The following is a 16487-nucleotide window of genomic DNA, read 5'->3' as shown; positions in this document are numbered from 1 at the left end:
CTACCGGGCGTGTCGGCCGGAAATCACCCTCAGCCATGGCGCCAGATGGAAGGCGCTCATCAAAAGATACATCGCCGCCATGCTGGTGAGTGGCGAAGCTTCTGGCGCGCCCATGCATAGCATCGCCGCATCGCCGCTGAAAATGGTGAGCAGCGCCATCAGGGCGAAGGTCGGTGCCGCGGCAAGGCACAGCCAATCGGCAATGCCAGGGGCTGCCGCGCCAGCCGCGTTTGCGTTTTCACCGGGGAGCGCGCTGCCGGCATCTGTATGGATCGTGCTCATGATCTGTCTCCTGCAATAGAGCGCTGGCGCGAGCCAATGGGAGCGGAGCTCCGGCGCCACGCGTGAACGGCGCCGGGCGCTCCCGCCAAATCCATCGCCTTAGCCGTCCTTGTCTCGGAACGCCGCCTCGCCGGCATCCGACACCTCGGCCCATTTCTTGTCGGGCGCGGCGTCGTAATTGTCGTGCCAGTTCCACCATTTGTAGGTCGGGGTCTGGGGGTAGCCTTCGGGCGAGTCCTCCCAGACCTCCTGGCGGCCGAGCGGCGTCGCGTCGAGATAGCTCCAGACGGTGCCCATCGCCTCGTCGCCGCGGCTGTTGATGAAATAGGTGCGGAAGATGCGGTCGCCGTCACGGATGAACACGTTGTGGCCGTGCCACTCATCGACACCGAAGTCGGCATCGAAGCTGTCGGTGATGGTGTACCAGGGCATCTCCCAGCCCATCCGCTTCTTCAGCCGCGCAATGTCGGCCTGCGGCGCGCGCGAGGCGTAGACGAGCGTGGTGTCGCGGGCGTTCAGATGGGCGAGATTGCCGACCTGATCGGCTCCCAGCGAACAGCCGCGGCAAGCATGATCGGGCCAGCCATGCACGCCCGGCTCGAAGAAGGCGCGGTAGACGATAAGCTGGCGGCGGCCCTCGAACAGGTCGAGCAAGCTCGCCTTCCCGTCAGGCCCCTCGAACGTATAGGCCTTTTCCACCGCCATCCACGGCATGCGCCGACGCTCGGCGGCAAGCGCGTCCTTGGCGCGCAGCGCGGCCTTTTCCTTCACCAGCAGCTCTTCGCGCGCGGCCTCCCACGCTTGTTGCGAAACGACAGGTGGTGTCTTCATTGCGGTGTGCTTGGTCATGGTCTTCTCCTTTGCCAGCCTGTGTCGTGCCACCGGCGCGACGTGTTGTTGCTTGCGGTTCGTGAGATAGAGTAGGCCCCTTGCGCTGAAAGGTGGGAGTTACAAGTGTGACGGGATTTGATGTGACTGAATGGACTCGCTGATCACGGCCGCGGCACTGGCGCTGGCGGCGGGTGATCCGCTCGGCGCGCTCGACCGCGTCGCCTTGCGCGAGGATGCCCCGGCCCTCGCCTTGCGCGGCATCGCCATGGCCCAGCTCGGCGACCTCGATCGCGCCAAGCTGCTGTTGCGGCGAGCCGTGCGCGCCTTCGGCCCGAAGGAAGCGGTGGCGCGCGCCAGATGCATCGTCGCAGAGGCCGAGATCGCGCTGGTCTCGCGTGACCTCGGCTGGCCGGCCAAGGCGCTCGACACTGCGCGGGCAACGCTGGAAAAGCATGGCGACCGGCTGAACGCCGCGCATGCCGGACACCTCGAAGTGCGGCGCCTGCTGCTGATCGGCCGGCTCGACGAGGCCGAGCATGTGCTGGCAGGGCTCGATCCGGGGCCGCTTCCACCGGCCTCCAGGGCCGCGCACGAACTGGCTGTCGCCGGCATCGCGATGCGGCGTCTCAAGACGAGAAAAGCCCGCACGGCGCTGGAGTGGGCACGCCATGCCGCGCGCCAGGCCGGCATCCCGGGCCTTATGGCGGAGGTCGACAGCGCATTCCTGGCGCTGGAGACGCCGGCGGCGCGGCTCATCGCACGGGGTGAGGAGCGCCCGCTGCTGCTTGAGGAAGTCGAGACGTTGCAGGCGTCGCCGGCGCTGGTCGTCGATACCTTCCGTTATGTCGCGCGCCGGCAGAAAACCACGGTCTCGCTGGCAACGCGCCCGGTGCTGTTTGCGCTGGCCCGCGCGCTGGCCGAGGCCTGGCCTGGAGATGTGTCGAGGGCGACGCTTATCGCGCGGGCCTTCGGCGGCAAGCACGCCGATGAATCGCATCGCGCGCGGCTGCGGGTCGAAATCGGCCGGCTGCGCGCCGAACTGCGGACGCTGGCCGACATCGGCGCGACGAGCCGGGGCTTTGCGCTGGCGCCGCGCCATGCCGGCGAGGTGGTGGTGTTGGCGCGGCCGATTGAAGAGCGGCACGCGACGGTGCTTGCCTTCCTTGCCGATGGTGAATCCTGGGCAAGCTCGGCGCTGGCGCTGGCGCTTGGCGCCGGCCAGCGCAGCGTGCAGCGCGCGCTTGAGCAACTCGCCGAGGCCGGCAAGGTGCAGTCGTTCGGGCACGGGCGGGCGCGCCGCTGGATGACGCCGCCAGTGGCCGGATTCACGACCACCTTGTTACTCCCGGCGCCGCTGCCGAATGGCTAATAAGGCGTGAGGACCATGATGAGGATAGTAACATGAAACATGCAGCGGCCGAAATCCTGCGCGAATACGGGCCCTTTCCGGGGGTGGAGAGCGTGCATGGGGTGAGCTTTGACGGAAACAAGGTCTGGTTTGCCTCGGGCGACAGACTGACCGCCTTCGACCCGGCGAGCGGTGAGACACTGCGCTCGATCGATGTCGCGGCACACGCCGGCACCGCCTATGACGGCCGGCACCTGTTCCAGCTCGCCAAGGACCGTATCCAGAAGATCGACCCCGACACCGGCCAGGTGCTGGCCACCATCCCGGCGCCTGGCGGCGGCGGCGATTCAGGGCTGACCTGGGCCGAGGGCACGCTCTGGGTCGGGCAGAACCGCGACCGCAAGATCCACCAGATCGACCCCGAGACAGGGGCGATCCTTCGCACCATAGAATCCAACCGCTTCGTTACCGGGGTGACATGGGTTGACGGCGAGTTGTGGCATGGCACCTGGGAAGGCGACCAGAGCGATGTGCGGCAGGTCGACCCGCGGACCGGCGAGGTTCTGCAGCGGCTGGACATGCCGGCCGGCAAAGGCGTGTCCGGGCTCGAATCCGATGGCGGCGATTGTTTCTTCTGCGGCGGCGGACCCGGCGGCATGGTGAGAGCGGTGCGTCGACCCAAGTGAGCCGCGGCGGCTCTCTCCTATCGCTCCATCTTGCCCGTTCGCCTCAAATCCCGGAGCCATCGAGCAGTGGCACGTCCTCGCCTTCCCAGGGTGAAGGCATCGACCCCCTGCTCAGATTGGCTGACGGCAGCGGCATCCAGCATTTCAGCTCCGGCTCGGCATATTCGACCACGCGTCCCGGCGAGGAGTCGGAGGCGCGCCAGCCCTCGGCGCCGAACTGGTCGGCCCGCGACCAGTAAGCCAGGTCGACTTCCGCCGGCCCCTGTTCAGACGGTCTGACCGTGACCAGGATCCGGCTGCCATCCCTTGGCGCGCTCGCCATGTGACGCCAACGATCGGGCTCGTCCATTGCATCTCTCCTGCGTCCTGCGCGTCCATCAAGGTGGAGTGTCGCTTTGCGCCCCGGAGCGGTCAACCCGAACTTTGCAAGGAAGCGCGATATCGTTGCAGGGAGTGCCCAGCGCGATGGGGTCTCGCGGTCAGCGGGCAACTTTGCCTCTGACTGCCCAGGCTCTCGTCTTCATGGGAATGGATCCGTCCTTGCCGCGCGGCAAGCTGTCGCGGAGGCTTTCCATCAATCTCTGGCGCGCTTCCGGCGCGAGGCTCATGCAGTAGCCGGGTGCCGGCCCCGCACCCAGGGTGAAGGGGTGCCAATAGTCCTCGAAATCCCTGAACACGGCCGGCATCTCGATCTTGGTGCAGTCGACGGCAACGAGGCCGGCCTTGCCTGCGAGATCGGTCAACCCGTCGGGCGTGCAGAATGGAAAGCGCCGGTCCTCGGTGAGATCGGCAGCAGCGGGGTCAAGCGCCTTTGCCGCAGTCCAGAAGGCGCGCATGAACTCCACGCCGCCGCCGGGATAATCCCATACATAAAATCCCACCGTCGCTCCGTTGCGGGCGACCCGCCGCATTTGGGCGAGCGCCCTCTCCTTCTCCGGGAGGAAGTTGAGCACGAGCGCAGAGACGACCATATCCTTGCTGTCGGATTCGATGAACAGGTCCTGCGCATCGCCTGCGAGAAATGCGACACGTCCATCCGCCACGTTTTTACGCGCCTTGGCGAGAAAGCCCTCCGATGGGTCCAGCGACACCAGGCTCCTGGGGTTGCAACGCGCCAGTATGGCTGCTGAAAGCGCTCCGGTCCCGCAACCCACCTCCAGCCAGTCCAGCCCCTCCGCCGGATCGAGCCAATCCAGGAACAGGGGAGCGATCTGACGGCTCCACCGCCCCATATAGAGGTCGTAGCTGTCCCCCGCCTGCCAGGCGTCGTGACGCGCTGCCTCAGCCATCGCCATCTCCTCCCCGAGACAATCTCAAACCATTGGATTGCGGCAAGGATACGCTCCCCTGCCTCCCTGGACCAGAGAGCCAGGAAAACAGGAGCCGGGTGGCGTTCGATGTCAGTGGGGGCACGACGAACTGAAGCGTATGACTGATCGGCTGGCTTCGTGCCGGCGCAGCGGCCGATCGCGGCCTATCGCAGCCCTACCGATCTGGGAAACTCGACCACGTCGGCGGCCGGCCGCGTGTACTGGGCCGCGACAATTGCCTCGATCAGAAGATCCAAAGCAGCACGAACCTCGCTGCTCGTCTCGTCGTCGCCGCGCAGGTAATGACAGGCTCGTTCAAGATGTAGGTGCGCGGCGGCAAAGTCGCTTTTCATGGCTTCTCCTTATTGCCCACCGTCCGGCAAGGATGGCGGGCTCGACTTACCCGAAAGCGAATATCCACAGCCGGACTTGAATCAAATTGTCGGTTAACCCGATCTTCACCGGCTCGCGGCGACCATTACTGTCGCGGCCATGTGTCGAGTTCCGCCTCAGGCAACAGACCCGCCCCGGAAAACCGGGGCGGGTTTTCTTTGAATAGTCGCTTGGGCTCACCAATCCGCCATCCCGAGCAGCACTTGACTCCATCAATTAATTTCTAAACATTAGAAAGTAATTGGGAGGAAGAATGGGCATCCATCACGGAGCGATCCTGCGCATTCTGAGGGATGACGGTCCCCAGTCGAGGGCGGAGCTGGCGCGCCGCACGGCGCTCTCGCCGACGGCGCTCACCCATCTGACGGCGCAGCTTCTCAGGGACGGCATCGTCACCGAGTTCACCCAGATAGCTGCGGGCGGCGCGCCAATAGGACGGCCCGCGGTAGACCTGGCGCTGGTGCCGGATGCCCACCATGTGGTCGGCGTGCACATTGGCGCCGGCACCATCCACGCCGCGATCACCGACCTGAAGGCATCGGCGAAAAAGCTTTCATCCTTTCACTTCGATACGGCCACAATCGAGCCGGCGACCGTGATCGCCAAGGTCGCCAGGATGGTCGACGACCTCATCAGGAAGACAGGTGCGGACCGATCGAAGATCCTCGGCATGGGTCTGGGTGTTCCCGGGCCTGTCGATGTCAAGCGGCGCCGCAATCTCCTGTCGATCAACTACGATTGGAAGAACGTGGCGTTCGCCGACGAACTGGAAGCGGCACTGCGGATGCCGGTTGTCGTCGAGCACAATGTCAGCGCGATGGCGCTGGCGGAATCGCGCTACGGCATCGGCCGCGAAGCATCCGCCCTGCTCTACATCTATCTGCGCACTGGCCTTGGCGCCGGCCTCGTGGTCGACGGCAAGCCGTTTCGGCCGGGCGGGTACGGCGCGGTGGAACTCGGCCATATCCAGGTGGTCGAGCATGGCGCACGCTGCGCCTGCGGCAGCACCGGCTGCCTGGAGACCTTCCTGTCCGAACGCGCGCTATCGCGCGCGGCCGGCATCGAGATCCCCCATCCGAAACGGCTGCTGGCCGCCGTGGAAAAGCATACCGAGGCGTGGAACGCGGCCATTCGTCATCTGACGACCGCAATCGCCAGCGCCACCAATCTGCTCAACCCGGATCTGATCGTCTTTGGCGGGCATCTGGCCGAGGCGCCGGAAAGCTTCATCGACGCCATCCGCGCAGGCGTGCCGCCACGCGTGCTGCCGCCCATGCGCGACATGCTGCGCTTCGAGCGCTCGAGCATCGGGCCAGGCGCCGGCGCTATCGGCGGCGCCGCGGTCGCGCTCGACCATCTGTTCTACTCCGGAGCGCCGCGATGAGCGCCGCCTCGGCAAAGCCGCGCACCGCATCGTCGGGCAAGGCCGAGCGGGGGCCGGCGATGGATTTCGCCAGCCTCGGGCTGAACATTGTAGGCGTGGCGGCCGGCGTGGCGATCTGGTGGGCGCTCACCGGCAGCGGCGTGGTCGGCCTGCCGAGGCCGCCCGAAGTGCTCGCCCGCTTCATCGAACTGCTTGGTAGCGGCCAGCTCCTGCGCGACACGGTGGCCAGCCTTGCGCGTGTGCTGACCGGCTTCCTGCTCGGCGTGCTGCTGGCCATCCCGGTCGGCTTCGCCATGGGCTGGTACAAGGTCGCGCGTGCTTTGGTCGAGCCCTATCTGCAGTTCTTCCGCATGATACCGCCGCTGGCCATAATTCCCCTCGCCATCGTCACCATGGGCATCGAGGAGACGCCGAAGATCTTCGTCATCTTCCTCGCCTCCTTCCTGGCCAGCGTCGTCGCCACCTATCAGGGCGTGATCAGCGTCGACCGCACCATGATCAACGCCGCGCGGGTTCTCGGCGCCAAGGACTTCACCATATTCCGGCGCGTCGTTGTGCCGGCCTCGACGCCCTTCATCCTGGTCGGCGTGCGCATCGGGCTGGGATCGGCCTGGGCCACCGTGGTCGCCGCCGAGCTCATCGCCGCCCAGTCCGGCCTCGGCTACCGCATGCAGCAGGCGCAGCTCTATTACGACCTGCCGACGATCTTCGTCAGCCTGTTCGCCATCGGCATTCTCGGCCTTGTCATGGACCGCATGCTGCAGGCGGTGGAGCGGCGCCTGACCATATGGCAGGAGCGGATATGACGCCGAAGATCGTTTTTGACAATGTCACACGCCGCTTCGATCTCAAGGGCGGCTCGTTCCTCGCGCTCGACCGTTTCTCGCTTGATGTCGCCGACGGCGAGTTCGTCACCGTGGTCGGCCCCTCGGGCTGCGGCAAATCCACTGCGCTCAACATCGCCGCTGGCCTACTCAAGGCCAGCGGCGGCGAGGTTACCGTCGACGGCAAGCCGGTCGAAGGCCCGGGGCCGGAACGCGGCATGATCTTCCAGCAATATGCGCTGTTTCCATGGCTCAGCGTGCGCGACAATGTCGAGTTCGGCCTACGCATCAAGGGCGAGCCACCGGCACGGCGGCGCGAGATCGCCGAGCGCTTCATCGATCTGGTCGGCCTCGGCCAGTTCGCCGACGCCCTTCCCAAGACCTTGTCGGGCGGCATGAAACAGCGCTGCGCTATCGCCCGCGCCTATGCCGTCGATCCCGTCATCCTGCTGATGGACGAGCCGTTCGGCGCGCTCGATGCCCTGACGCGCGTCCAGCTCCAGGATCAGTTGCTTGAAACCTGGAGCCGCGAGCGTCGCACGGTGATGTTCATCACCCACGACGTCGACGAGGCCGTCTATCTGGCGAACAGGGTTGTCGTCATGGCGGCCGGACCAGGGCGGCTGCAGGAGATCATCGAGGTCGACCTGCCCTATCCGCGCACCGAGGAAATCAGGCTGTCCCCCGAATTCACGGCCATCCGCAACCGCGTCTGGCATGCCGTCTACCACCAGCAGCCCGCGCAGTCGCACGGGTAACGACAAGGTTAGCAACAGGGAGAGAAGACATGACATTGAATAGACGTGACTTCGTCGTTTTGTCCGCCTCGGCCGCCGTCCTGGCGGCAGGCGCCGTCCCGGCCGGGGCGGCTGGGGATCCGGCCCGCATCGGCTACAATGGCGACTTCTGGGGCGCCAGCGTGGCCAGCATCGCCAACGCCAAGGAGCTCTGGGCAAAGCACGGCGTCGAGGCCGACACCAAGGTCTTCACCAACGGTCCGATCCAGGTCCAGGCGCTTGGCGCCAACAGCCTTGAATTCGGCTATCTCGGACCGGGCGCGCTGTGGCTGCCGGCCACCGGCAAGGCCAAGATCATCGCCGTCAACGATGTCGGCTTTTCCGACCGGGTCATCGCGCAAGCCGGCATCGCCTCGATCGCCGACCTCAAGGGCAAGAAGGTGGCGGTTCCAGCCGGCACTTCGGGCGACATGCTGCTGCGCCTTGCGCTGCGCAAGGCCGGCATGACGGTGGACGACATCGAAGTGGTGCCGATGGATCCGAGCACCGTGGTCGCTGCCTTCTCCTCCAAGCAGGTCGACGCTGCCGGCATCTGGTACCCGTTTGTCGGCATCATCCGCAAGACCGTGCCCGATCTCGTCGAAATCGCCAAGAATGACGATTTCTACCCGGCCACGACCTTCCCCAGCGTGTTCATCGCCCGCAACGACCTGGTCGAGAGCAACCCCGATCTGGTCAAGAAGGTGATCGGCGTCATCAAGGAGGCGCAGGACTATCGCGCCGCGCATCTCGACGAGGCGGTCGACATAACCGCCAAGCAGCTCGGCATCCCGGCAGAGCAGCTCAAGACCGAAGCCGGCTACGGCAAGCTGATGACGTCGGCCGAGCTTGCCAAGCTGACCACGGACGGCACCGTCGCCGGCTGGTTCAGCACCATGAACGAGCTGTTCAAGACCTTCGGCAAGTTCGACACCGCGCTCGATCCCAAGGACTACTACATGGCCGATCTCTATCTGGCGGCCTGAGCCCGCCCGACCGCCCCGGCATCCGGCCGGGGCGGCACGTCTCCAAGTTCATTTCCCAAAAGAGTACCCAATGACCGCCTCCCCCATGAACGTCCTTTACATCGACATCGACAGCCTGAGGCGCGACCATCTCGGCTGCTACGGCTACCACCGCAACACCTCGCCAATCATCGACAGCCTGGCCAGGGACGGCATCCGCTTTGAAAATGTCTATGTGTCGGACGTTCCGTGCCATCCCTCGCGCACGGCGCTGTGGAGCGGCCGCCACGGGATGAGGACCGGCGTCGTCGGCCATGGCGGCACCGCCTGCGAGCCGTTTCGCGAAGGCCCGGAGCGGGCCTGGGCCGGAACCTTTTACGAGGAAGGCTGGATGCGCGCGATGCGCGACCTCGGTTACCACACCACCACCATCTCCAGCTTCGGCGAGCGCCACGGCTGCTGGCACTGGTATGCCGGCTTCAATGAGATCATCAATCCGGGCAAGGCCGGCATGGAGAACGCCGACGAGGTCTCGGCCCTGGCGCTGGACTGGCTGAAGCGCAACGGCTCCGCGAAGAAGTGGTTCCTGCACGTCAACGTCTGGGATCCGCACACGCCCTACCGCGCGCCTGACGCCTTCGGCGACCCCTTCGCCGGCGAGCCGACGCCCGACTGGATGACTGGGGCGGTATTCGAGAAATTCCATGCCGGCTACGGCCCGCACAGCCCGCAGGAGCCGTCCGGATTCGATGTCGCCCCCGGCGGATCGAAGTGGCGCCGCATGCCGGCGCCGATCGCCGACATGGCCGACGTCAAGGGCTGGTTCGACGGCTATGACACCGGCATCCTTTATGCCGATCATCATCTCGGATTGATCATCGAGGAATTGAAGCGGCAGGACCTGTTCGACAAGACGATCATCGTCATCGGCGCCGATCACGGCGAGAATCTCGGCGAACTCAACATCTGGGGCGACCACCAGACCGCCGACGAATTCACTTGCAACGTGCCGCTCGTCATCCGTTGGCCCGGCGCCGAGGATCTTCGCGGCGTTAACAACGGGCTGCACTACCATTTCGACTGGGCAGCGACACTGATCGACCGCCTCGGCGGCACGGTGCCGGCGCCGTGGGACGGCCGTTCCTTCGCGGCAGCCTTGGAAAGCAAGGCGGATGGCGGACGCGAATTCCTGGTGCTCAGTCAGGGGGCCTGGGCCGTGCAGCGCGGCGTGCGCTTTCGCCTGGATGGCGCCGACTGGCTGATGCTGCGCACCTATCATGACGGCTACAAGGATTTCGGCCCTGTCAGCCTGTTCAACCTGAGCAAGGACCCGCATGAGCAGGATGATCTGTCCGCCTCGCATCCGCAGCTTGTCGCCCATGCGAACCGCCTGCTGGAGGACTGGCGCACCGAGATGGCCGTGAAAAGCGACACCGATGTCGATCCGCTGGTGACGGTCATGCGCGAAGGGGGGCCGTTCCATTGCCGCGGCGAGCTTCCGGGATACCTGGAACGTTTGCGGGCGACCGGCCGCGAGGCCGCTGCAACGGTGCTCGAGCAGCGTCACCCCGCGCCTTTGCCGCGCCGCAAATCCCTGAACTAATGCATGTCGCCCAAATGTGCGCGGCGGCTTTGGGCGACATGCACCAGCTTTTGCCCGCGGCCGAACCGCGGCTCATCACTCCAGCGGCTCGTGCTGGTAAAGCTCATCCATGCTCAGCGTCGCCAGCGCGGCGAAAGGTGCCTGCTTCTTCACCCGGCCGCCACTGAGGATCACCACGTCGTCGCAAAACGAGATGGTGCTGTGATGATGGCTGATGACTATGGTCGTGCGGCGGCCCGCCCTCGACTTCAGCGTCTCGACGATTGCCGCTTCAGACAATCCGTCCACAGCGTTGGTGGCCTCGTCGAGAATGAGGATATCGGGATCGCGCACCAGCGCTCTCGCCAGTGCGATCCGCTGCCTCTGTCCCGCTGAAAGATTGATGCCCCTGTAGCCAACCACCGTCTTGTAGCCTTGCGGCAGATGTTCGATGAACTCATGCGCTTCGGCCAGTCTTGCCGCGCGCTCGGCATCGGCGGCCGAGGCCGTCTCCTGCCCATAGATTATGTTTTCAAAAATGCTGCCATCAACAAGTTCCAGCTCCTGGCTGGCCAATGCAATCTGCTTCCTCCACTGGCTGGGATCGATCTGGTGCAGCGGTGAGCCGTCTACGAGAATTCTACCGGCGTCGGGCTCGACGAAGCGGCATAGAAGATTGACGATCGTCGTCTTGCCGGCGCCCGAGCGACCGATCAGCGCCGTCGAGCGGCCGCTGCGAATGTCGAACGTCGCCGCATGCAGCACGACCGCGCGCTGGTCCGTGCCAGAATAGGTAAAGGTCACGTCGTCGAAGCTGATTCCCTGATGCAGGCCGTGGAACGGTCCGCTCCCTTGCGGAGGCTCGGGCTTGTCGGACGGGTCCAGCATCCACTGAACCTCCTCAAGCGATCCACTCAAGCCCTGCAACTGGCTCCAGGACATCTGCAAGGCCCGCATATGGGGCTGCAGCCTGTAGAGCAGTATGACAAACGCGACGATCAGCGGGAAGCTCACGCCAGCGAACCAGGCGCCGATCACCACCGCCAGAAACAGCATCGCGTGCAGCACCTCGGTCAGCGGCGGCAACGCGCCCTGACGGGTGAGCAGGACGAAAGCAGCGCGGCGGACCCCGTCCGATGCCTTGTCGAACACCGCTTTCTCGCGCTCCTCCTGTCCGAAAATGCGGATCAGACGCCCGGCATGCACAAGGTGGAGCATCTGCGAGGCGAGATTGCTGTTGCGGGAGGCGACGCTGCGGCTGGGCGCTTTCAGATTGGCCGACAGCATGGCGTGGGCGATCTGGACCAGCGCCAGTCCCAGCGTGACCAAAAGTGTCATCTGCCACGAAAGCAGCAGCAGAAAAATAAGCAGGATGATTGCCGCCGATGCGCTGACGATCGCCGCCAGCATGATCTGGATCGCATCCGATGCCCGCCAGGATTCGTTGGAGATGATGTTGAGCAGCCGGCCAGGACTCTGCTGCAGGAAGAAGGGGTAACCGACCCGCAGCAGCCGCTCCGACAGCGCGCTGCGGATCGCATGACTGGCCTTGCCGTAGATGAAGGTCGTCAGCAGCGTGTTGGCGAAGGCGAAGACGTTCTTCAGCACGATCGAACCGAGGATGGCGACCGAAATGACGATCAGCCGTTCGCGCTCGCTCAGATCAGATCCGACGTGCTGGAAGACGGCGGAGAAGCCGGCCATTCCGGCTTGATCTCCCTGCCCCATGATGATGCCCAGCAAGGGGATGATCAGGCCTATGCCGAACCCTTCGAGGGCCGCGCTGACAAGGCCAAGCACGACCACGGCGGGAAGCAGGCGCAACTGCCTCTTTCCGAGCGCGCGGCACAGCATGGGCAGGCTTGGCGGCAACAGTTGCATTATGGCGTATTCACCCTTGCCTCGGCATTTGCTTGTTGATCCTGCCGCACTTGCGGCGCCTCTGGCCTTCTCGCCAGCAAAAGCACCGCGAATTTGGCCGCGCCGAGCATATTCATGACGACGATCGGCCAGTGCGATAGCTTGAGTTCGCCATCGAACTGAGGACCATTCACCAATTCCCTGAAGGCCGCCCGCGCGGCCCAGTAGAAATGGCGAAGCAGCCAGGGCGCCGCGCGAACATGTTTCAGGCACAGCCCGCCATTGCCCAGGCTGTAGTCCCGGTGGAGCTTTTCGATGGCTTTGCGATCGCGGCGGCCGTGATGATGGAAAATTGTCATGTCGGGCACATACTCGACCGGGATACCGAGCAGGACCGCACGCACAAGATAATCCGTATCCTCAGCGGAGCGCAGCGGACCGCCCGCGCCGAACCGTTCGTCGAAAAGCCCGATACGGGCCGCGACATCGCGGTGCATCGTCATGTTGCAGCCCAGGACAAAGCCGCCAGGATGGACATCGGGAGTCAGTCGCTCGCGGACCGGCGACCGCTTGATCGTGAACGGCAGATCCCTGGCATCGCCGATCTCGACGCGGCCTCCCCGGATGACCCGTTCCCCAGCCGCATAGTGTCGCTGCAAATCGCGGAGATAATCCTTGTGGACTGCGCAATCATCATCGACGAACACCAGCACACGGCCGCGCGCACGCGTCAGTCCGGCGTTGCGGGCGGCTGCCAATCCACGGCGTGGCTCGCAAACAGCCGTGAATGGGATGTCGGACATGTCGGCGATGCTGGCCAGTCGTTCCGCCGTGCGGTCGGTCGAGCCATTGTCGACAACCACCAGCTCGGCCGCGAAGGCGGGATGGGCGCGGCACGCGGACTGGATCGACTTGATGCAAGGCTCGAGCACGGCGACGCGGTTGCGCGTCGAGACGATGAAGCTGACCTCGGGCGCGGGTCCATGCTTCGCCCGGGGATCGACCGAAAGGGGCGCTAATGTCGTCGAGCGACTGTGCTGCAGAAGTTGGGGGGATTTGATGGTCATTCTAGGTCAACCGATAGGAAGGCAGAACCGCCGCGGCCGGCACGGACTGCAGATACCGCGACAAGGCGTCCACCTGCCTGGTGGCAGACATCGAGACGAGACTGAACCACGGCGCGTATGCGCTGGCACGCAATCCATAGCGCTCGCGGCGCCGAATGAGGTCCCATTTTGCAGTCCGCGTCAGGAATTCGTGCGTCAACAGCGGTTGCATCTCGTCGCCTATGAGTTGGTAAAGGAAATAGAACAGGTTCAACGTTCCGGCCTCGAAGCTTGGCCGCGTTTGCGCCGGCAGTCGGGAAATCCTCTCCTCCAGCGCCAGAAGCCATTCGGCGGCCCGGCGCACCGTCTCCGTCGAGACAGCATCGCCGATGTCGCGCAGGTCTCGCGTCCTTTGCTCAAGACCTTCCCGCTCGAGATTCTCCGCCACGATCTTCAAATGCGTCCTTCGCATTTCCTGCTTGTGCCGGTTGGTCACACTGTCGCCATGGATGCGATAGGCGATCAGGTTTTCGGGGATCATCGCCGCCGGATACCGGTCGGCAAGCCGCCTGAAGAGATCGAAATCTTCGGCATGTTTGTAGTTTTCATCATAATATAGAATATCTTCCTCTATGATATTCCTGTTGTAGACGACAGTAGGGTGCATGAATATCGTAAAGAACATCGACAATATGCGCAGCAGATTGTCCTTGAATACCGGGTCTGGCCGGCCCCTGATGATGCGGCTGCCAAGCAGGAAATCGACACCCGCGCCACACAAAGCGAGGTCAGGCTGCCGCTTGAAGACGTCCACCTGGCGCGACAGACGCCAGGGATAGGCGACATCATCGGCGTCCATCCGGGCAACCAGTTCGCCCCGCGCCACAGCCAACCCTTCATTCAGGGTTGCGATGAGGCCGCGGTTTTCTCGTGATATGATGGAGATGCGACTGTCAGATTTGCGGTAATTCTGCAGGATCTGCAGCGAATTGTCCGTCGAACCGTCATCGATCGCGATGATCTCCAGGCGATCGTAGTCCTGCCGCAGGATGCTGCCGAGCGCGGCCGCCAGGTAGGGTCCGGCATTGTAGATCGGCAGCAGAACTGACACCAAGGGCGTAACCATGGTCAGCTCCGATCCGTTCGTTGGAGATCGCGTGCCAGGGATGGTTTGCGGCCGTCAAGCGATCCATGGGGATACGCTCCTGCCGCGAGCCATCCGGCGTCGCTGGTGCCGACGCTGGCCCGAATGGCGGCGCCGGCTCCTGGAGCGACATAGGGAAAGTGATGCTTGAGACTGTTGAGCGGCCTTTCGAAAAGCAGCCACGAGACTGAAGCGACGATGACGGTCGCCGTTCCTGCCACCAGAAACCGTCCCGGCCCTTGCTCCGAGACATTGACAGGGATCCAGGGCTGGGACTTGACGGCAAGCGACAGGACGATGGGATGATAGAGATAGAGGCCATAGCTGACGCGGCCAAGGGCCAGCAGCGGCGGCAGGTCGAGAAGCTTCCCGCGATAACCGCCGAGACCCGGCGAACAGCTGGCGACGACCGCCACGAGCGGCGCGAGCGGGAGGACTTCCAACAGCAGCCAGCGGCCCCATTCCTGCACGGAATCCGCCGGCGTCGGGATAAACCATTGCAGGAAAAAAAACGCGGCCGCGAACGCCGGCCAGCCAAGTCGCAGCCACCGCGGCAATTGAGCGGTTCCGGTTCGGTGGACGGCAAGCAGCGCACCCGCAGCCAGCGCGTCCATCGACGCCGGCGGGAACAGGTCCCGCGCAAGGTTGGGAGCGCCAGTGACCGGCCAATAGAAGCGATAGGACAGCGACAACAGGATGACGCCGATGCAGATCGCCCCGAGGCGCCGGCGTGGCGCCAGCAGGACAATCAATGGCCAGACGATATAGAACTGCTCCTCGATGCTCAGGCTCCAGAGATGGGCAAGCACCCAGGGCGTCCATTCATTGCGCAATGCGAACCAGAAATTCGACAGATAAAGCGCGTGCCAGGCCAGCGACCCCCTGGACTGTTCCAGGTCCACCAGCCAGACGAAACCCAGCACGGCGAAATAAGGAGGGAATATCCGCAGCGCCCGCCTGACATAGAAGGACTTCAGAGCGGGCAAGGCTTCGAATTCAGCGGCCGCGCGCGCCTCCAGAAGCAGGCGCGTGATTAGAAAGCCACTCAGCACGAAGAACATTCGCACGCCGATGTGGCCCCAGAAGGAAGACCCTCCCGCCGCGAAGAAATGCGAATACATGACCATCGTCACGGCGATGGCCCGCAGCGCGTCCAGTTGCGTATCGCGTCCCATCAGCCGCGCCCGCCGGTGGGATAGCTCCTATGAAATCGGCAATTGCAGGCGGAGCGATCAAACAGCTCTCCGCCGTCCCCTTCCAGGGTGCCCGCCAAATGGCGGGAAAAATTGCGGACTGCGTCAACGCAACGCTTCACCAGACCTCCAGGCGACCAAACCTCCAGGCGAGAGGAAAGCCTCTTCCCGCAAATAATGCCCCCCGGCGAGAATAGGAGAACAATGGTGCACCGCAACACAAAATGTTAACGCCGTTGAAATAGTCGCGTGAGGCGCAGTCCGCGAAATGCGCGAAAACTGCCCGATTTGCGCGGGTTTTGACAGTTTTACGCCCAGACATTGCTCTGCTCTCCATTGACGCAAATGTGCTGCGATGCAGCACGCCGGCTGCCGATCAGGATGGGGAACTGAGGTCTGAGCACACGTCTGGCATTATTATTGGTGGCCGCCCGTTGCCGATCCTGACGATGTGGAAGAGGATTTGAGAACGGTCGGTTGCACCGCTTGCCGAGAGGGAGGAGACACCGATGGCAGCCTATCTTATCGCCGATGTCGATATCACCGACGCGGCCGTATTCGAACAATACAGGCGCGAGGTCCCGGCCACCGAGGAGCGCCATGGCGGCCGCTATCTTGCGCGTGGCGGCACAACCAGGGTGTTTGAAGGCGACTGGGAGCCGCATCGCCTGGTCATCATCGAATTTCCCGACATGGCTTCGCTGGCCGCCTGGTATGACTCACCGGAATATGAGCGCCTGAAGGCAATCCGCTTTCGCAGCGCCAACACGCGTATCATAGCAGTTGAAGGGATCGCTCCGGCGCCGGGGTAGTTGCTGAATGTCGTTCGTAGCGGCAGACGTCGCGGCCGCTTGCGATCCAAG

General features: G+C 64.2%; 17 protein-coding genes. 8 read left to right on the top strand and 9 right to left on the bottom strand.

Going from position 1 to position 16487, the window contains the following annotated elements; genetic code table 11:
* Together C9427_RS20880 and C9427_RS20875 are read right to left on the bottom strand one after the other, a co-directional pair.
* Positions 1-282 (bottom strand): hypothetical protein, encoded by a 282-nt coding sequence (locus tag C9427_RS20880; protein ID WP_107651069.1) that lies wholly within the window; start codon positions 280-282, stop codon positions 1-3.
* A gap of 99 nt (positions 283-381) precedes the next feature.
* A complete protein-coding gene (locus tag C9427_RS20875) occupies positions 382-1131 on the bottom strand; it encodes a DUF899 domain-containing protein (protein ID WP_107650995.1) in 750 nt (249 codons plus the stop codon).
* Positions 1132-1261: 130 nt separating this feature from the next.
* Between C9427_RS20875 and C9427_RS20870 the strand changes: the two genes are divergently transcribed.
* Complete coding sequence (locus tag C9427_RS20870; RefSeq protein ID WP_107650994.1) at positions 1262-2482, top strand: helix-turn-helix domain-containing protein; 1221 nt, start codon at positions 1262-1264, stop codon at positions 2480-2482.
* 32 nt (positions 2483-2514) lie between these two features.
* Positions 2515-3147 (top strand): Vgb family protein, encoded by a 633-nt coding sequence (locus C9427_RS20865; protein ID WP_107650993.1) that lies wholly within the window; start codon positions 2515-2517, stop codon positions 3145-3147.
* Positions 3148-3190: 43 nt separating this feature from the next.
* Here C9427_RS20865 and C9427_RS20860 read toward each other — a convergent pair whose 3' ends face one another.
* From C9427_RS20860 to C9427_RS20850, 3 genes are all read right to left on the bottom strand, one after another.
* Complete coding sequence (locus C9427_RS20860; protein WP_107650992.1) at positions 3191-3496, bottom strand: hypothetical protein; 306 nt, start codon at positions 3494-3496, stop codon at positions 3191-3193.
* Positions 3497-3626: 130 nt separating this feature from the next.
* A complete protein-coding gene (locus C9427_RS20855; RefSeq protein WP_107651068.1) occupies positions 3627-4436 on the bottom strand; it encodes a class I SAM-dependent methyltransferase in 810 nt (269 codons plus the stop codon).
* Between the two features lie 185 nt (positions 4437-4621).
* The gene (locus C9427_RS20850) at positions 4622-4810 is read right to left on the bottom strand and encodes a hypothetical protein (protein WP_107650991.1); all 189 of its coding nucleotides are present in this window, start codon (positions 4808-4810) and stop codon (positions 4622-4624) included.
* A gap of 293 nt (positions 4811-5103) precedes the next feature.
* Between C9427_RS20850 and C9427_RS20845 the strand changes: the two genes are divergently transcribed.
* The 5 genes from C9427_RS20845 (at position 5104) to C9427_RS20825 (ending at position 10402) form a co-directional block, all read left to right on the top strand.
* Positions 5104-6234, top strand: coding sequence for an ROK family transcriptional regulator (locus C9427_RS20845; protein ID WP_107650990.1), 1131 nt, complete (start codon positions 5104-5106; stop codon positions 6232-6234).
* 59 nt (positions 6235-6293) lie between these two features.
* Positions 6294-7040 carry an ABC transporter permease gene (locus C9427_RS20840; protein WP_245437131.1) on the top strand — a complete coding sequence of 249 codons (747 nt, stop codon included), beginning with the start codon at positions 6294-6296 and terminating at the stop codon, positions 7038-7040.
* Complete coding sequence (locus C9427_RS20835; RefSeq protein ID WP_107650988.1) at positions 7037-7816, top strand: ABC transporter ATP-binding protein; 780 nt, start codon at positions 7037-7039, stop codon at positions 7814-7816. The genes C9427_RS20840 and C9427_RS20835 overlap by 4 nt, the downstream gene beginning before the upstream one ends.
* 35 nt (positions 7817-7851) lie before the next feature.
* A complete protein-coding gene (locus C9427_RS20830; protein ID WP_425351669.1) occupies positions 7852-8820 on the top strand; it encodes an aliphatic sulfonate ABC transporter substrate-binding protein in 969 nt (322 codons plus the stop codon).
* 85 nt (positions 8821-8905) lie between these two features.
* Positions 8906-10402 carry a sulfatase family protein gene (locus C9427_RS20825; protein WP_107650986.1) on the top strand — a complete coding sequence of 499 codons (1497 nt, stop codon included), beginning with the start codon at positions 8906-8908 and terminating at the stop codon, positions 10400-10402.
* A 75-nt stretch (positions 10403-10477) separates the two neighbouring features.
* Here the strand turns inward: C9427_RS20825 and C9427_RS20820 are convergent, their stop codons facing one another.
* From C9427_RS20820 to C9427_RS20805, 4 genes are read right to left on the bottom strand one after another with little or no spacing between them, the layout of a single operon-like run.
* Positions 10478-12262: an ABC transporter ATP-binding protein gene (locus C9427_RS20820; RefSeq protein ID WP_107650985.1), complete on the bottom strand. Its 1785-nt coding sequence runs from the start codon at positions 12260-12262 to the stop codon at positions 10478-10480.
* A complete protein-coding gene (locus C9427_RS20815) occupies positions 12262-13308 on the bottom strand; it encodes a glycosyltransferase family 2 protein (protein WP_107650984.1) in 1047 nt (348 codons plus the stop codon). The genes C9427_RS20820 and C9427_RS20815 overlap by 1 nt, the downstream gene beginning before the upstream one ends.
* 1 nt (position 13309) lies before the next feature.
* Positions 13310-14413, bottom strand: coding sequence for a glycosyltransferase family 2 protein (locus C9427_RS20810; protein ID WP_107650983.1), 1104 nt, complete (start codon positions 14411-14413; stop codon positions 13310-13312).
* A gap of 2 nt (positions 14414-14415) precedes the next feature.
* Positions 14416-15606: an acyltransferase family protein gene (locus C9427_RS20805; RefSeq protein WP_107650982.1), complete on the bottom strand. Its 1191-nt coding sequence runs from the start codon at positions 15604-15606 to the stop codon at positions 14416-14418.
* Positions 15607-16133: 527 nt separating this feature from the next.
* Between C9427_RS20805 and C9427_RS20800 the strand changes: the two genes are divergently transcribed.
* Positions 16134-16436, top strand: coding sequence for a DUF1330 domain-containing protein (locus tag C9427_RS20800; protein ID WP_107650981.1), 303 nt, complete (start codon positions 16134-16136; stop codon positions 16434-16436).
* Positions 16437-16487 lie beyond the last annotated feature (51 nt).

This window comes from Mesorhizobium helmanticense (assembly GCF_003034915.1).
Classification (GTDB): domain Bacteria; phylum Pseudomonadota; class Alphaproteobacteria; order Rhizobiales; family Rhizobiaceae; genus Mesorhizobium; species Mesorhizobium helmanticense.
Note: the sequence above shows the minus strand (reverse complement) of the source record. Positions and strands in the feature narration are given on the sequence as shown.